Below are 15,838 nucleotides of genomic sequence, written 5' to 3'. Positions count from 1 at the left end.
CTGGAGCCACTCTATGAGGGCGCTCAGAGGACATAGCCTCGACAACATCAGCCACCCCTATGACCCTTGCCTCCAGAAGTATCTCTTCACCCAATAGACCTAAAGGATATCCAGGGCCATCCATCCTTTCGTGATGTTGAAGCACAATTTCGGCAATTGGCCATGGGAATTCTATTGTCTTCAATATGTCATATCCGATCTGAGGGTGGGTCTTGATCAGAGTCATCTCTGCCTCCCAGAGACGTACAGTTGTAAGAACTTTCTCTCATCACTGTTTCTACAGCGAAATAAAAGGTTAGGATTGCACGATCAGAACAAGTGCTTACGTGATAGTGGACGTTTTTGTCACTTAAAAGGACAATTTTAGGACGCTTCGGTTTCATCTCTATTTTTGCTTAACAATCTTTGCGCTCGATTATTTTTTAAAAATCAATAGTTATGAAAAACCAAAAGGCCTCTCATGTTGGCATAAAATATGCTTAAGAAAGATAATAATATAAAAATATAATAGGAGGGAATGGTGAGATTCATACTTCGCGGCGAAGAGTTGGAGCTTTATCCCAAAGATGTAGAAGCCGTAGTTCGGGTGTGTAGTCCAGAAGTCATTCGTAAGCATTACGTGGAAGTGAATGGAAGGCGGTTTCCGCCCAAACAGTTACTCGAAGTGATACTTAAGGTGAAGGGATACAAAAAAAATGAATTCAGCCGGCTCGACTTCACCACGATGGATGCACGGTCGATTTTCCTGCGGCTCGGATTCAAATGTGGGGAAGTTTAGGAGCTGCCCCTGTTTAGGGTTAGGGGATGTTCCAAGTATAGGGATTTCAAGAGGCCTCACATTGAAAAATTGAGGATGGGCAACTATGGAAAAGAAACCTGGCAAGAGATTAGGGGAAAAGTTATTGAAGAGGGGTCTTATCACCCCTGAACAGCTTCGGATCGGCTTAGAGATCCAAAAGAGCACCGGTGTGCTCCTGGGAGAGATCCTGGTGGATTCCGGTTTTCTCAGCCAAAAGGAACTGGGTTCTGTCCTCTCCGAAGATGTAGGGGTGACCCACCTCTCTTCCCTTGCTGATGTCATACCCGATCCGGCGGCCCTCAAGATGGTACCCAAAGAGATTGCCCAGAGACATAGGGTTGCCCCCTTGCTCATAGAGGACAATGAACTCACCGTGGCGGTCGTGGACCCCTTTGATGTGGTCACAGTGGATACCTTGAGACGACTGACAGGGAAGATGATCAAGACCCTGGTAGCCCCGGAGACGGAGATCCTCAAGATCATCGACATCTGGTATGTAGAAGGAGTGGACCTCTTTGAGGACATCGTCAAAAAGGCGGTTTCTTCGGTGGGGGCCCTGGGGGAGGGGATCATCAGCGAAGAGGCCCCCTTGGTGAAACTGGTCAATTACCTTATCGTCAATGGTGTGAAGGAACGGGCTACAGACATCCATATAGAGCCTGAGAAGAATACGGTGGTGGTGCGCTATCGCATAGATGGTGTCTTATATGTGAGACAACTCCTTCCGAAGGCCTTGGAGAGGAGCGTAATATCCCGCATCAAGGTGATGGCCGATCTTGACATCTCTGAATCCCGCCTCCCGCAAGATGGAAGGGCGGACTTTCGCTTTGGTGGTCGTGTATTGGATCTGCGGCTCTCCTTCTATCCCACCTCGTATGGGGAGAATGCGGTTCTCCGTATCTTGGATAGGGAAAAACTCGTTACACGTATCGATGGATTGGGCTTTTCGGAGCGACAGATGAAGCTCTTCCGAAAATTGATCAAGGGGAACCAGGGGATTATCCTCGTCACCGGTCCCACGGGCTGCGGCAAGACCACCACCCTATATGCGGCCCTGAGCGAGATCAACTCAACCCAGATAAATATCATGACTGTGGAGGACCCTATCGAGTATGAGCTCCTCTTTGTGAGACAATCTCAGGTCAATCCCCGTATCGGGCTCACCTTTGCTAAGGGTTTGAGGTCGATCTTGAGGCAAGACCCCGATGTAGTCCTGGTAGGGGAGATAAGGGATGAGGAGACCATGGAGGTGGCCATGCATGCCGCCTTGACAGGTCACTTAGTGCTGACCACGCTGCACACCAATTCGGCCGTTGGGGCCATCTCCCGCCTTCTCTATCTTGGAGCCAGCCCCTATGTGCTGGCCTCCGCTGTAATTGGCGTGTTGGCTCAGAGGCTGGTGAGGGTGATATGCCCCGATTGTAAAAAGAGCTATTCCCCTACGGATGAGGAGAGGGAGCTTGTTGAGGGTGCATTGAACGGAAAGATTAAATTACCCGCTCAATGGCCTTTATACAGGGGGGAGGGGTGTAAGAGGTGCAACCAAACCGGATATATAGGCAGAACTGCTGTCTCCGAGATCTTTGAGGTAGACAAGGAGATCTTTAACCTCATCGCCCGTGGGGCCACCGATGAGGAGATGGAGCAGGCCCTGGAGAAACAGCGCTATATTACCATGTTTCAGGATGGTCTGATCAAGGCCCTGCAAGGGGTCACCTCTGTGGAAGAGGTATTGAGGGTGGCCTAAAATGTCCCTTTACCACTACCGTGCCCTAGACGAGGGGGGAAAGGTGACCAGGGGGGTCCTGGAGGCAGAGGACGAACGCACCCTCTACCAGGTCCTCAAAGAGAGAGGGCTTATCCTGATAAAGGCTTCGTTGGAGAGGAGGTTTTTCCGCAAGGGTAAAAAGGTCCAAAAGAAGTCCTTAGCAGAGTTTTCCCGCCACATGAATTACATCGTGAGGTCCGGCATCCCTGTAGTTCAAGGAATGTTGGATATCAGGGATTCTACGAAGGACGCCGCCTTTAGGGATGTCTTGGAAATGGTGATCAAGGAGGTCCAGGCTGGGCAATCCCTTTCCTCGGCCATGGCCCGGCACCCCCATGTCTTCTCTAAGTTTTATGTGGCTGTGGTTAGTGCTGGAGAGACGTCGGGCAAACTGGACCAGATCTTTCACGACCTGGCCAATTACCTGGAGTGGATGATGAACTTGAGATCCAAGGTCAAACAGGCCTTCACCTACCCCATCATAGTCCTTTGCTTGATCTCTATTGCCTTGACAATTTTTGTCACCTATGTAATCCCCAAGCTGGTCAGATTTATCATGGAGCTGAACAGACCCTTGCCCCTCTTCACAAAGATCTTGGTCTATTTCAATCAATTCATCATCCAATATTGGTATATTTTGGTTGTTATTGCACTGTTTATTGTAATTTCTATCATGGCCAGCGGATATTCTGCCCGGATGCGCCTCTTTTGGGATCGCTTTAAGTTGCGGCTTCCATATCTTGGTTCACTTTTTGCAAATTTGATTTTAACGAGGTTCCTCCATTATCTGGAGATGCTATATAGGGCAGGTATTCAGATCTATCAAGTACTTACCCTGATGAAGGAAGTTGTGAACAATAAGTATTTTGAACAAAAGGTAGAACAATTGAGGGGTTTGGTTCTGGAGGGGGAATCCCTCTCCAACGCCGTCAAGAGGATAGGCGTCTTTCCCCCCTTGTTTCAGAGGGCAATCAGTGTGGGGGAGACGACAGGTACATTGGACGAGGTATTAAAGGAACTGGGGGCGCAATATGAAGAGGAGATCGACAGGAGTCTCAAGAAGTTGGTTTCCCTGATCGAACCTGTCCTCCTCATCTTTGTGAGTGCGATCTTGATCTTGATCATCATCTCGGTACTTTGGCCGATCTATACCATGTTGGGGGAGATAAAGTAAGATGCAGTCCCAGGAAAAAAGATTGTATCTCCTCTACCTCAAAGCAGGGAAGGTCTACGGCCTGGTCTTTGCGGGCAGCAAATTCCTTCAGAGGATTGAATCCAGCCTGGAGGACCTCCCCTATTTGGGGCCTAGGGGGAATGGCTATCTCCTCCTCGCTGACGAGGATGTCCAATATAATGTTATCTCCCTTCCTTCTTCTGCCAAGATCCAGCTCCAGAGGGTCATGATGCACGAGGCAGAGGGTTTGGCCGGACAACCTGCTTCTCAAATCATCTATAAGTGGCGCTTGGTGGGGAAGGGAAAAGACGAGGATTTTTATCTGCTGGCCGTCATCTCCAGGGACTTGGGTTCCTCCCTTCTATCTACTTTCAAAAACAAGGGGTTGAGACTACAAAGGATCATAACTCCCCTGGATCTCCTGATAGAGAGGGGGAGGGATGTAGAAAAGAGGGGAGGGGGGTGTCATATCTTCTTCGAGGGTAAAAAGGTCTACGTCCTCTTTTTTCAAGAGGGGTCGTTTTTGTTCTACCGTATCTTCGAATTGGCCCTTCCTCCAGGGAAAGAGGGCCTTGCTGAGGAGTTGGTGTTGGAGATTAAGAGGTCTATGTTTTACCTTCAACAAAAATACAAGATACCTTGCGAGTGGATGCAGGCCATCTCCTCACCCCCTTGGCTTGATGAAAAACTAGGAAAGAGGATAGAGGAAGAGGTAAGGGTCTCTTTAGAGGTTGTCCCCTTGGCTGTGTCTCTTTGGCCTGAGAAGGGTCCTCTTGACCTCTTGGCCGAAGGGATAAAGGCCGTTCCCAGTCTCCTCTCCCTCATCCCCAAAGAGGTTGAACTGGGTAGGAAGCTTGGGAAGGTTTCCCCTCCGTTGAGCCTCTTTTTGACCCTCATGATTATCCTCTCATTGGTGTGGGTTTGGGGGGTATGGTCCAAAGTGAAGGAGGAAATGGGGATATTGGCGGCGAAAAGGGCTGTCCTGGAGAGTATGGAGGGCCTCCTTCAGCAGCGCAAAGGGCGATTAGAGGAGCTAAAGAGACTGAAAAGAGATACCCAGGAGGTCTCCTCTTATCTGCAGAAGAGGTCTCTCATTTACCTCCCCTTGGGATCCTTTCCCTATCTCATCCCCTCTGATATACACCTGGAGTCCCTAAGATGGATTTCAACCCGAGCTACAGGCAAGCAGGGGAGATCTAAGGAAAAAAATCCCGAGATCCCTACCTCACAAACCCTGCAGCTAATCGGTAGGGTTGATGGGCAGGGGTGGGAGGAGAGGTATAAGGCCTTTTGGCGGTTTGTAGAGGCCTTGAAGGGGGCACCCTTTGTCCAGAAGGTGGACTTCGAGACCGTTGACCTCCTGAAGAAGGGCCTTTTTGTCCTGAGATTGGAGTTAAAGGGGATAAGGGCAGAGGAGAAAAGATGAGGTTGCAACAGTTCGTTAGGTCCTTGAGGCTACCCCTTTTTCTAGTCATCCTTTTTGGGTTGGTGGTCTCCTATGGACTTTTTCTTCATTACAAGGTCGAGGCATTGAAGGGACTAACCACCCAAACAAAAACGGAAGAGATAACCAGCAAAAAATTATTACAGGATTTAGACCGATTGGAGCAGGAAGCGAAGAAGTATAAGGCCCTTTCGTTGGACCTCTGGCTCCCCCCCTTCAAGGATCCCCTGGAGACAAGGCTCTTTCTCCTGAAGTATCTGTCCAGCCTGACCAGCAGATGCCATGGCGAGGACCATGAGATCGAGGTCACAATGGGGGCTGAGGATCAGACTGGTGAGGTAAGGTGCTGCGATGTTATGTTAAAGGTCAAGTTTAAATATTACGCTGACTTGATGGAGTTTTTGCAGGCCTTGGAGCAGAAGAGTCCCCTATTTATTGTTGAGGAGATAGGCCTCAATAAAGAGGGGGGGAGGATCGCAACCTTACTCAAATTGGCATTTGCCTATAGGATAAAAAAATGGGGCTGAAGGAAAGATTTAATATAAAATTATTTGGCAAGATGGCCCTGATTGGTTTGGGTATTATCTCCTTGATATTGATCTTCGTGTGGGGACCTTCCCCAAGGCCAGCTACCTCTCCCCCTCCCAAAACCCTTGAGAGGACCAATGAGGAAGCAACCCTAAAGGGGGATGCTGGAGGAGACCTCGTCACCCAAGAGGAGATCGAGAGATATCTTTTGTCCATAAAAGAGAGGGGGTATAAAGACCCCTTCCTCAGCCGCAAGGAGATAGAGTGGGATGCCTTCTTGAGTGACCTGCGCAGGTATCCCCTCCTGCAGGGGATAATGGTCGTTGGTGGCAAAAGGGTGGCCCTCTTGAACGGACGGGTGATGAAGGTAGGGGATATTGTGGACGGATACACCATCGTCAGAATAGATGGTGATGGGGTCCGTCTCTTGAAGGGTAAAAGGGGTCATTACTTGCCCTTAAACCCCATTAAGGAGAAGAGGTGATGAAAAGGATAAGGTTTTTGGCGATCTTATTTTTAGGCCTTTTTTTGGGGTGCGCTACCACCCCGGAGAGGATAGAGAAAGAGGAGGGGCCACGCATACCCCTGGAGCAAAAGGCCCCGGTGGAGAAGTCCATTAAACCCCCTGCCCCTCCGTCTCCATTGCTTCCCATGAAGAGGCCTGTCGGGTACGCAAATCTGGAGATGCTGGTCAGCGTCAGTGTTAGAGAGGCCAGCCTAAAGCAACTGATGCTCACCATGGCCGAGCAGGCAGGGGTGAATTTGGTCATAGACGAGGATGTGGAAGAAAAGAAGGTGACTGTCAACATCAAGAAGGTGCCCTTATGGCAGGCCCTCAAGGCCATCTTGGGTGCCCATGGTCTCTACTTTCAACCCCATCCCGGTTACATCCGCATCTCCCGGATGCTCACCAGGTTTTTCCATATCGATTACGTGGCCAGCGTTCGGGGAGGAGAGAGCAGCACCTCTGTGTCCCTCGTCTCAGGGGATATCTCTGGCGCTGCTGGGGCCGCCTCAGCAGGGGTTATCAATGTGACAAGCAGCGAGGAGATAGATTTCTGGAAGAACTTCGATGAGAGGCTCAAGACCCTGATGGAGGACCCCCTCTATGACATCCTGCAGGCGGAGTACAACCGAAAAAAGTTGAAAAAAGACCTGGCCATGCTCCCCTACAAGGAGGAGTATGAAAAGGAGCTGCACAGGCATCGTTTGGAGATCTTCTCCCTCCAGAGCAAGATCCTGGCCAAGCAGGTAGAGACGGGGATGCCAGCGGAAAAGGTCCCTGAGGTCAAGGAGATCACTCCAGGAAAGGTTGAAGAAGAGGAAGAGGAAGAGGAGATTGAGGCCAAAGAGGAGAAGGTGCTGGTAGGCTCATACACCATAGACCTTCAGACCGGGACGGTAGTGGTGACCACCACCCCTGAGGTCATGGAGAGGGTAGAGCGGTTCATTGCCCAGGTCAAGGAAAATTCGCGGCGCCAGGTCTTAATAGATGTCCAGATATTAGAGGTCAACTTGGATAAGGACAAGAAATTGGGGGTTGATTGGAGCAGTTTCCCGGGCACCATTCAGTTCTTTAAATTGCCAGACCTCAAGGGCGCCGTAGAATCCGCCATGGCGGGTGCCGGTGGAGGAGGTGGTGGAGGAGGAGGAGGTGGGATTGTATCACCCTTGGCCACCGCCCCATTTTCCTTTAGCCCCACCGGAGGGCTGCAGGCGGGGATACTGCACATGTTGAGCAATGATGTAGCATTTCAGTACACCTTGGACCTTTTGATCTCCTTTCTCAAGGAACAGGGGGAGGTCAAGGCCATCGCTAGGCCTCAGCTCGTGGCCATGAACAACCAACCTGCCATTGTCTCGGTGGGCCTAAACGATTTCTATGTCACCTATGAGCAGACCACTATCTCGGCCGCCGCGGGGGTGGCCACCACCTCGGTAACAAGCAAGTTAAACCCCATCTTCATTGGGGTTACCCTGCACATCACCCCACAGATTAGCCCCAACGGGGAGATAATCCTCAAGGTGGTCCCGGCCATCAACAAGAAGGTGGACGAAAAGACGGTGCCCACAGGGATCCCCTCGGCCCCCACCCAGACCATCCCCGTAATTGAGACGAGGCAGACGAGCACCATGGTGAGGGTCGCCAGCGGCCAGATCGTCATCATCTCCGGTTTGATCCAGGAGAAAAACGGGGGGACGACGAAGAAGGTGATCGGCTTGGGGGATGTACCTGTCTTGCGTTACCTCTTCAGCTACGAATCACAGGAGGTTATGAGGTCAGAATTGATCATCATTGTTACGCCTCGGCTCCAACCACCCTTCGTCCCCAATAAGGAGCTGGGGCATGAAAGGATAGGGTGAAGGCATGTATAAGGAGTTTTTTGCTCTAAAGGAGAATCCCTTTAAGCTTTCCCCCGACCTTAGGTACTACTTTCTCTGCCCGCGGATCAAGAGGGTTATGGACCAACTCTTCTATGGCCTTGATCAGAATATGGGCTTCATGTTGGTCACCGGAGAGATAGGGGTGGGTAAGACCAGTATGCTCAGATTCTTCATGTCTCACCTGGACGATTCTGTTGAGAGGGCCTATCTGTTTAACCCCACCCTGGGTTCTTCTGAGGAGTTGCTATCCTTCTTGATCATGGACCTGAAGATAGGGAATGGGGTCCCCTCCCAATCCAACAAGATCTATCTCCTCTCCCAGATACATCAGTATCTCCTTGACCGTTATGCAGAGGGGAAAAAGGTCTTGTTCATCATCGATGATGCCCAGGCCATACCGGATTTCCTCTTAGAAGAGCTCAGGTTGTTGTCCAATTTTGAAACGGATCAGGACAAACTGTTCCAGATCATTTTGGTAGGTCAGAGGGAGTTGGGGGACAGGCTCAGGAGGAATAACCTGCGGCAGCTCAACCAGAGGATACCGATAAAGACGGCCCTCTTCCCCTTTAGCAAAGAGGAGACAGCGGCCTATATAAGCTATAGGTTGATGGTCGCGGGGGGCAACGGTATTGTCTTCAAGCCAAAGGCCATAGACCTCATCCAACGGGAGAGTCGAGGGCTCCCCCGCCTGGTCAATCTAATTGCTGAAAGGACCCTCATCGCCGGCTATGTAAAGGGGGCAAAGGAGCTCGGCAAAAAAGAAGTGAAGATGGCATTGAAAGACCTTGAGGTGGCAAGATGAGCCTTATCGAGGAGGCGTTAAAAAAGGCAACCCAAAGGAGGAAGGACGAGGATAAGAAGGTTCCTGGGGGGGGCATCGATGCAGAAGGCCTATTGGAGACCGTATCTCCCTCTAGGAGAAGATGGCTCCTTTGGCTGGTGGGCTTTCTTTGCATTGCCTTCCTCATCTTTGCGGCAACCACCCTCCTTAAACTGAACAGATGGAGGTCTTCCACCCCCTTGGCCTTCCATTCCGAGGAGAACCCAGTTACCCCTCCTTCTGGTAGCGAAAGGGTATCCATGCACGAAGAGAGGGTTAGCCCATCTCCAGCAGAAAAGAAAGAAGGGGAGACAAAAGGAGGGGTTAACGCCTTAAAAGAGGACGCCGAGGAAAAAGAGAAAGCAGTGAGCCGTCCCCCCGAAGAGAAGGTACCCAAAAAGGTGGAGCGCAGCGAAAAGGTCAGCCTTAAGAGATCTGTTTTTCGCAAAAAGGCCTCACAGGAAGAGAAAAGACCCGATAAAGCGACGTTGAACACCTGGCTGAAAGAGGCCTATCTGCAAACGGAGTTGGGGGACAAGAAAAGGGCCCTTCAATTATATTCCCAGGTCTTGGCCCTCGATCCCCATCACATAGAGGCCCTTACCAACCGCGGGATCATCTATGAGGAGATGGGAGATTACCAGATGGCGGGAAAAGACCTCTTGGCTGCCCTAACCCTGGCACCTGCTGACAAGATCGTTCTCAATGCCCTCGGGGTTCTCTATCTGGAACAGGAAAGGTTAGAGGAGGCAAGAGGATATTTTCAAAGGGCCAATTACGCCCCTGCCAAGATAAATCTGGCCCTGATCTTCTGGCAGCAGGGAGATTTCGGGAAGGTAAAGGAGTATCTCACTGTGGCCCAGCGCCTAGATCCTCAAAATCCCTATGTATATTATTATTGGGGGATCTATTACCGACAAGTAAGAGATGACGTCCATGCCCGGCAAAACTTTAAGATATCCGCCAGATTGGCCAGGGAAAGAGGCGTCTTTTCTCTCTTAAAGAAATTGGAAGCTGCTAAGTAAATGCCACTTCTAAAACTTTTGGTCTTTACCACCTTTCCGCTTCCCATTCTGATCCTCTCCAGGGGATTTCGTACAGATCGGCTGATCTTCTCCTTTTACCTCCTGTGCGTCTGTTCTGCCGCCTATCTCTGGTCTTTGGGGACCCCAGAGGCGGTTCAGCAAGCCTTGACCTTTTCCTTTCTGGCCCTGCTCCTCTTAAATCTCTTTTTTTCCCTCGCCGTGCGAGCAGTAAGGTCTTCTATCTACCGTATTTCCACCGTCATTTCCATCTCATTCACCCTCTTTTTGATCGCCGTCTTTATGATAGATTATCGCCCCCAACTTTTGGCCACCGATCTCTTTTTTCCTCATCCCGTTCTGCCTCATTTGACCATGATCTCCGTCGTCTTCTCCATCGCCTTACTCATCTTCAGTTGTGAGATATGGGAGAGAAATGTGGGTGGTGGGCTGGTGGAGAGGGCCTTTTGGGCAGGAACCGCCCTTTGGTGGACCATGTTCCTCTATTTAATCATCAAGATGGTCATGACCCAGGGGAGAGCCCCTTTCTCCCTTTTTACATACCTATCCTTTTTTCACCTGTTGGGGCTGGCCACAATCTATTATCTCCTGTTCAAGACCGATTTTCTTGCGGTGCGGGTGCATCCTTCGCCCTATTTGCTCACCAAGATAACCATGACCATCTTTGTCCTGGCGGTCTTGGGGATCTTCATCTGGTTGGAGATCCTCATCAAGGGTTGGGTTGATATCCCCCCTTATCTGCTCGACCTTTTCCTCATCGCCTCCTTTTTCATCGGCGCCTTCTTTTTCGTCGTCCCTGTCCGGCCTCAGCGATGGTTCAAGGAACGCATCTATCATCACCTCTATCTGCCGGAGCAAGACTTTGCCCTGGAGGTCAAGTTCTATCTCGATGTCATCGGATACAAGAGAAAAAAGGAGAGGATCCTCAGCCACCTCCACGAGAGATTGGGGATAGAGGGAGTAGCCCTCTATGGAATAGAGAACACCCACCTGCGATTGCTCAGCACCTTTCCTCTCAACGTATCTTTACCCAAGGAGCTCGAATCTTCACCTAAAAAGGGTTGGGAGATAGAGGGCGTAGTTTGCCAAAAGGTGATCCCTTTGCAGAATAACGGGGATATTCGTGGGTATCTACTCCTCTTACACAAGGGAAGGAAGACCTTTTCAGGGGAGGAGGAGAGCCTGATCAGGTTTTGGTCCAACACCTTGGGGATTTTGCTTCAGGAGATGGAGGAGGCCGAGCGCAGACAGCAGCAGGAGAAGATGATGGTCTTTTCCCAGGCGACCTCCTTTATCCTCCATGATGCCAAAAATATGGCCCAGCTCCTTGATCTATTGGTGAAAAATTCTGCCTTGTTGCAAGGTAAACAGGAGGCAAGGGAGTTTCTTAAGGAACTTTTGCCCGCCCTCCAAAAGGCCAGGGAGAGGGCGAGACGGATCCTGGACAAGATAGCTGCCTTTAACCCTATTGAGGGAGTCGAGTTGATGGAGGCTGATCTACAGGTAGTGATAAAAGGGGTTGCTGATAATTTCACGAAGGCCAATAACGACGCTGAGGTAAGGTTGAAGCTGATCCCAGCAATGACCAAGACCAATACGGAGATCATCAGCAGGGTCGTGGAAAACCTCCTTTTAAATGCCTGGCAGGCCAGTCATGATGGGGGAAGTATTGAGATAGAGTTGAGCGAAGATCACGGCTCTTATCTCATAGCGATCAAGGATAGGGGCAGGGGGGTTCCGGAGGAAGAACAGGCCCAATTGTTCAAGCCATTTTTTACCACCAAGCCAGGGGGGACCGGGTTGGGCCTTTACCAATCCCAAGTCCTCTTGGAGAAGATCGGAGGGAAGATCTGGTATGCCCCCAATGGGGAAAAAGGGAGCATCTTCTATGTCCAACTCCAGGGATAGGCTCCTCCTTATCGAAGATGATGCCCTTTTGGGCGCACAGCTCAGGCGTTTTCTCAAGGGGCGCTTTCAAATAGATTTGGCCACCAATAGAGAAGAGGCAATGAAATATCTCCAAGATGGACGAGTATTGGTAGTCTTGCTCGACCTGGGGCTTCCACCCTATCCGGAATCGCCTGATATAGGTCTTAAACTCCTGGCGGAGATCCTCTTTCGTGACCCATTAATCAAGGTGATCATCATCACCGCCCACGATGATAAGGATACCGCTCAAAGGGCCTTGAGCCTGGGGGCCTATGATTTTCTCGCCAAACCCCTGGAGGAAGGGCTGCTGCTCACCCTGATCGAAAGGGCGATATATCGTCACAGTGTGGAGGAGAATTGGCTGACAACAAAGGAAGATGACCTTCCCATACCTATGGTCATCGCCTCAGAGGAGATGAGGAAGGTGGTGGAGGAGACACAACGGGTGGCTTCTCTCTCCGTGACCGTTTTGATCGCCGGAGAGAGCGGTACAGGTAAGGAGTTGATCGCCCAACTCATCCATAAGTGGAGCCCGAGAAGAGAGGGGCCCCTGGTTGTGGTGGACTGTGCAGCCATTCCGGTCAACCTTGGCGAGGCCGAGCTCTTCGGCGCTGAAAGGGGGGCCTATACCGGGGCGGTGACCAGGATGGAGGGTAAGATAAATCAGGCCGACGGAGGGACCCTCTTTTTGGATGAGATAGGTGAGCTCTCTTGGGAGGTGCAGGCCAAACTGCTACGTTTCCTCGAGACCAAGGAGTATGCCCCCTTGGGCGGAAAGACCGAGAAGGGGGATGTGAGGATCATCGCCGCCACCAATCGCGAACTGGAACGAGAAGTACACAGGGGGAAGTTCAGGTTAGACCTCTTTTATCGCCTTACCCAACTGACGATCCATATCCCTTCCCTGAGGGAGAGAAGGGATGATATCCTCTCCCTAGCGCACCACTTTGTCAGGAAGTTGGCTCATGAGTTTGGGATGTTACCCCCTTTGCTGTCTGCTGAGGCTGAGGAGGCCCTGTTGAGACATCCCTTTCCCGGGAACGTCCGGGAGTTGAAGAATATGATCTCAAAGGCCCTTCTTCTCTCTGAAAAGGGGGTTATAGCCCCTGGGCATCTCGGCCTAAGTGACGAAAAATGGACATTTGATGCTCAAAATTTGTCACCTACCCCAGGTTATGCCCTCAATAAGGTCAAAAAAGAGATTGAGAAGCGCTGGATAAGGGAGGCCTTAAGGAGAAATAGGGGCAAAATAGCCCCTGCTGCCCGGGATCTGGGAATCCCCAGGACCACCCTCTATGAACTGGTGAAGAGATTTGGGATCAAGGCCCCTTGATTTGATGTCCATTTTTCACGGGTAACCCGACAAATGACCCCCAGCCTTTCCCTCCTCAATCAAGGGAGAGGGAGATCAACCTCGAAGGGCAGGGCGAAAAACTGACAAATGCTGTCATTTCGGCATAACCTTGCGAAAAAGGAAGACAATTTAAAGGACAATTTTCGTCACTTTCTTAATCTTCGTCAGTCATTTTTCTTATTGTTAATGTTTCATTAAAAGGTGTTGTTTAAATTAGCCAATAAAATTAACCAGTTATGTACAACGTAAAGAAAGCGGTTCTGTATGGCACAAAATTTGCTGTTATTTTAAGGAAAAAACAGAAAAGGAGGTATGAAGTGATGAGAAGGTTGAGAGATAAGAAAGGATTTACCTTGGTGGAAATCGCCATTGTATTGGTGATCATAGGTCTGTTGCTCGGGGCGATCCTCAAAGGGCAGGGGATGATCAAGAATGCGAAGATCAAGAACGTCATGCGCAGCGCAGATGAAATACGTGCTGCCGTGTACACGTACCAGGACCGATACAAGATGCTTCCAGGGGATGATAATAACCCGGTAGGCCACACAGGGGTAGGGGGATTGGTTCCTGGCAATGGCAGCGGACAGATTACGGGTAGCGAGGCGTTACATGTTTTTAATCACCTGGCCGCAGCGCAGATCATCTCTGGCTCTCACACGTTAACTACTTATCCAACCCATGCATTTGGAGACAGCTATTATCTTTCCTGGGCGACTGCCCAAGGGAAAACTACTCATTGGGTAGTCTATACAAATATCCCCGGCGATGCAGGGAGGAGTATCGATTTCACCATTGACGACGGCCGTTACAATACTGGCGCAGTTCGTGCGAGCGCCAATTACCCCGCCAACAGCACGGTGACCCTGTATAACGAGTTCTAAAATGCACCGAGAGGGGTGGGGATGAAGACGTCCTCACCCCTAACCTAAGGGGAAAAACTATGCGTTCACAAAAGGGCTTCACCCTCATCGAGATCGCCATCGTCTTGGTCATCATCGGGATCCTCATGGGGGCCATCCTCAGGGGAGGGGAGCTGATCAAAAGTGCCAAGGAGAAGAACTTTCACAACAAATTGCGCCTTGTGGCCTCCGGGCAGTTCACCTATCTAGACAGGATGGCCAGATATGCTGGTGACACTACCAGCCCTCCCGATGGTATCATCGATAATAATGCTACTGCATGGACGGAGCTGGTCGCCCAACAGATCTTGCAGGATAGTGATCAGAGGCATGTCTTCAACGGGACCTTCTCTTTTGCAGGTGGTGTTGCCCCTTACGGGAATTACAACTATATCCAGGCCACCCGCACCCCCATGTGGGTGGCGCAATCCATCGATACAAAGCTGGACGACGGGGTCGGGAATACAGGGAATGTGCGTTGGCAGACCCTCACGGGCGTGGCCTACAGCGGGGACCCCAATAACGCCAATAACATGTATTGGTGGTTTGATCGTTAAAACCGGATATGAGGGGTATGTTTAAGAAGCAAGCCGGGCTTACCTTAATTGAAATGGCCTTAGCCTTGGTCATTATAGGCCTCTTGTTAGGGGTATCTTTTACCCTTATCGACGCCGTGTCAAAGGCAAACAGAAATAAGAAGACAAAGAACAACTTGGAAATAACAAAAGATGCCCTCATTGGATATCTATTGAGTCAGGGGAGGTTGCCTTACGCCGCAAATGATGTAAATGGTAATGAAGACAACACCACGCCCAGTTACACGGGAAAGGTGCCGTATAGGACGATAGGTCTCCCCAAAACGAGTGCGTCTGATGCCTATGGACAGGTATTTAGCTACGATGTTACTGGCAGCACCCTTACTAATGCAAAACTAACCGACACCACCTATCAAAATGTCTGTCATCAGCTACAGGCCCTTATCGATGGCACAAATCCAGCCACAGCAAGGGTGACATTAGATGGAACAAATTATACAGGCGTTGCCTTTGTATTGTTAGCTCCGGGAAATAACAAACAGTATGAAGGTGAAAATAATGATGGCGATAGAGATTATAGGTCCCAAGACCCTAATTCTGATGACGTGGTTATCTGGGAGACTTTTGCCAATTTGTATGCCAAGCTCGATTGCGGACAGGAGTATTATATAGTTCATAACGGTAGTATTAGTTCTATATGGGTGAAAGGAGGCAAATATACGGGCTGTACAGAGATAGCTGCTGCTGCTTTTTGTTACCTCAAGAAGGATACTGAAGCCTATAGCAATGAAACCAATTGTAACAATTCTTCCTCTAAGTTGTTTGATTTTAGCGATTGTGAAAGTGCAGACTTTGGTGTGGGTGGAGACAGAGACACCAAAGTAAGATGGAATGGCTTTACAGTCGTGGATGAATAAACTTTCCAGAAGTTTCATTTTCTTGGAGCTGGTGCTGGGGAAATTGTTCCCCTCATTTCTTACTCGAACACGAACCCCTCCTCGTTAAAAAGCTTCAAACAGGCATCTACCACCTTAGGATCATAAATGTCACCCCTATTTCGTGAGATTTCCTCTAATGCCTTATCTGTACCTGGAGCCACTCTATGAGGGCGCTCAGAGGACATAGCCTCGACAACATCAGCCACCCCTATGACCCTTGC

Annotated in this window: 16 protein-coding genes; 14 read left to right on the top strand and 2 right to left on the bottom strand. The window is 50.2% G+C overall.

Annotation, left to right across the window (positions count from 1 at the left end; translation table 11 throughout):
- The coding region (locus JRI46_09390) for an HD domain-containing protein (protein MBW2039795.1) at positions 1-226 on the bottom strand (226 nt) is incomplete at its 3' end.
- Between the two features lie 291 nt (positions 227-517).
- Here JRI46_09390 and JRI46_09385 point away from each other — a divergent pair.
- From JRI46_09385 to JRI46_09320, 14 genes are all read left to right on the top strand, one after another.
- Complete coding sequence (locus JRI46_09385) at positions 518-778, top strand: hypothetical protein (protein ID MBW2039794.1); 261 nt, start codon at positions 518-520, stop codon at positions 776-778.
- A gap of 85 nt (positions 779-863) precedes the next feature.
- Positions 864-2,546: a Flp pilus assembly complex ATPase component TadA gene (tadA, locus tag JRI46_09380; protein MBW2039793.1), complete on the top strand. Its 1,683-nt coding sequence runs from the start codon at positions 864-866 to the stop codon at positions 2,544-2,546.
- A 1-nt stretch (position 2,547) separates the two neighbouring features.
- Positions 2,548-3,741 carry a type II secretion system F family protein gene (locus JRI46_09375; protein ID MBW2039792.1) on the top strand — a complete coding sequence of 398 codons (1,194 nt, stop codon included), beginning with the start codon at positions 2,548-2,550 and terminating at the stop codon, positions 3,739-3,741.
- A 1-nt stretch (position 3,742) separates the two neighbouring features.
- Positions 3,743-5,167, top strand: a complete 1,425-nt coding sequence (locus tag JRI46_09370) for a hypothetical protein (GenBank protein ID MBW2039791.1) — start codon at positions 3,743-3,745, stop codon at positions 5,165-5,167.
- Entirely contained in the window at positions 5,164-5,712 is a 549-nt protein-coding gene (locus JRI46_09365) for a hypothetical protein (protein MBW2039790.1), read from the top strand. Before JRI46_09370 ends, JRI46_09365 begins: the two co-directional genes overlap by 4 nt.
- Positions 5,703-6,197 (top strand): hypothetical protein, encoded by a 495-nt coding sequence (locus JRI46_09360; GenBank protein MBW2039789.1) that lies wholly within the window; start codon positions 5,703-5,705, stop codon positions 6,195-6,197. The genes JRI46_09365 and JRI46_09360 overlap by 10 nt, the downstream gene beginning before the upstream one ends.
- The gene (locus JRI46_09355) at positions 6,197-8,077 is read left to right on the top strand and encodes a hypothetical protein (protein ID MBW2039788.1); all 1,881 of its coding nucleotides are present in this window, start codon (positions 6,197-6,199) and stop codon (positions 8,075-8,077) included. The genes JRI46_09360 and JRI46_09355 overlap by 1 nt, the downstream gene beginning before the upstream one ends.
- Before the next feature lie 4 nt (positions 8,078-8,081).
- Positions 8,082-8,900: an AAA family ATPase gene (locus JRI46_09350; GenBank protein ID MBW2039787.1), complete on the top strand. Its 819-nt coding sequence runs from the start codon at positions 8,082-8,084 to the stop codon at positions 8,898-8,900.
- On the top strand, positions 8,897-9,943 hold the full coding sequence (locus JRI46_09345; protein MBW2039786.1) for a tetratricopeptide repeat protein: 1,047 nt from the start codon (positions 8,897-8,899) through the stop codon (positions 9,941-9,943). The genes JRI46_09350 and JRI46_09345 overlap by 4 nt, the downstream gene beginning before the upstream one ends.
- Positions 9,944-11,869: a hypothetical protein gene (locus JRI46_09340; GenBank protein ID MBW2039785.1), complete on the top strand. Its 1,926-nt coding sequence runs from the start codon at positions 9,944-9,946 to the stop codon at positions 11,867-11,869. It begins immediately after the preceding gene.
- Entirely contained in the window at positions 11,850-13,223 is a 1,374-nt protein-coding gene (locus JRI46_09335) for a sigma-54-dependent Fis family transcriptional regulator (protein ID MBW2039784.1), read from the top strand. The genes JRI46_09340 and JRI46_09335 overlap by 20 nt, the downstream gene beginning before the upstream one ends.
- A 341-nt stretch (positions 13,224-13,564) precedes the next feature.
- Positions 13,565-14,125: a type II secretion system protein gene (locus JRI46_09330; protein ID MBW2039783.1), complete on the top strand. Its 561-nt coding sequence runs from the start codon at positions 13,565-13,567 to the stop codon at positions 14,123-14,125.
- Positions 14,126-14,184: 59 nt separating this feature from the next.
- Positions 14,185-14,700 carry a prepilin-type N-terminal cleavage/methylation domain-containing protein gene (locus JRI46_09325; protein MBW2039782.1) on the top strand — a complete coding sequence of 172 codons (516 nt, stop codon included), beginning with the start codon at positions 14,185-14,187 and terminating at the stop codon, positions 14,698-14,700.
- Between the two features lie 17 nt (positions 14,701-14,717).
- A complete protein-coding gene (locus JRI46_09320) occupies positions 14,718-15,596 on the top strand; it encodes a type II secretion system protein (GenBank protein ID MBW2039781.1) in 879 nt (292 codons plus the stop codon).
- A 59-nt stretch (positions 15,597-15,655) separates the two neighbouring features.
- On the opposite strand, the gene JRI46_09315 is transcribed toward JRI46_09320, so the two are convergent.
- On the bottom strand, positions 15,656-15,823 hold the full coding sequence (locus JRI46_09315; GenBank protein MBW2039780.1) for a hypothetical protein: 168 nt from the start codon (positions 15,821-15,823) through the stop codon (positions 15,656-15,658).
- Between the last annotated feature and the right edge of the window lie 15 nt (positions 15,824-15,838).

The sequence above is a fragment of the Deltaproteobacteria bacterium genome, assembly GCA_019308925.1.
Classification (GTDB): Bacteria; Desulfobacterota; B13-G15; order B13-G15; family RBG-16-54-18; genus JAFDHG01.
This window is presented reverse-complemented; position numbering and strand designations above follow the sequence as displayed.

What these genes read in the sequence shown, in the direction of transcription:
- JRI46_09385 (MBW2039794.1), top strand. Translation starts at nt 518, where the DNA reads ATGGTGAGATTCATACTTCGCGGCGAAGAGTTGGAGCTTTATCCCAAA.
- tadA (MBW2039793.1), top strand. Translation starts at nt 864, where the DNA reads ATGGAAAAGAAACCTGGCAAGAGATTAGGGGAAAAGTTATTGAAGAGG.
- JRI46_09375 (MBW2039792.1), top strand. Translation starts at nt 2,548, where the DNA reads ATGTCCCTTTACCACTACCGTGCCCTAGACGAGGGGGGAAAGGTGACC.
- JRI46_09370 (MBW2039791.1), top strand. Translation starts at nt 3,743, where the DNA reads ATGCAGTCCCAGGAAAAAAGATTGTATCTCCTCTACCTCAAAGCAGGG.
- JRI46_09365 (MBW2039790.1), top strand. Translation starts at nt 5,164, where the DNA reads ATGAGGTTGCAACAGTTCGTTAGGTCCTTGAGGCTACCCCTTTTTCTA.
- JRI46_09360 (MBW2039789.1), top strand. Translation starts at nt 5,703, where the DNA reads ATGGGGCTGAAGGAAAGATTTAATATAAAATTATTTGGCAAGATGGCC.
- JRI46_09355 (MBW2039788.1), top strand. Translation starts at nt 6,197, where the DNA reads ATGAAAAGGATAAGGTTTTTGGCGATCTTATTTTTAGGCCTTTTTTTG.
- JRI46_09350 (MBW2039787.1), top strand. Translation starts at nt 8,082, where the DNA reads ATGTATAAGGAGTTTTTTGCTCTAAAGGAGAATCCCTTTAAGCTTTCC.
- JRI46_09345 (MBW2039786.1), top strand. Translation starts at nt 8,897, where the DNA reads ATGAGCCTTATCGAGGAGGCGTTAAAAAAGGCAACCCAAAGGAGGAAG.
- JRI46_09340 (MBW2039785.1), top strand. Translation starts at nt 9,944, where the DNA reads ATGCCACTTCTAAAACTTTTGGTCTTTACCACCTTTCCGCTTCCCATT.
- JRI46_09335 (MBW2039784.1), top strand. Translation starts at nt 11,850, where the DNA reads ATGTCCAACTCCAGGGATAGGCTCCTCCTTATCGAAGATGATGCCCTT.
- JRI46_09330 (MBW2039783.1), top strand. Translation starts at nt 13,565, where the DNA reads ATGAGAAGGTTGAGAGATAAGAAAGGATTTACCTTGGTGGAAATCGCC.
- JRI46_09325 (MBW2039782.1), top strand. Translation starts at nt 14,185, where the DNA reads ATGCGTTCACAAAAGGGCTTCACCCTCATCGAGATCGCCATCGTCTTG.
- JRI46_09320 (MBW2039781.1), top strand. Translation starts at nt 14,718, where the DNA reads ATGTTTAAGAAGCAAGCCGGGCTTACCTTAATTGAAATGGCCTTAGCC.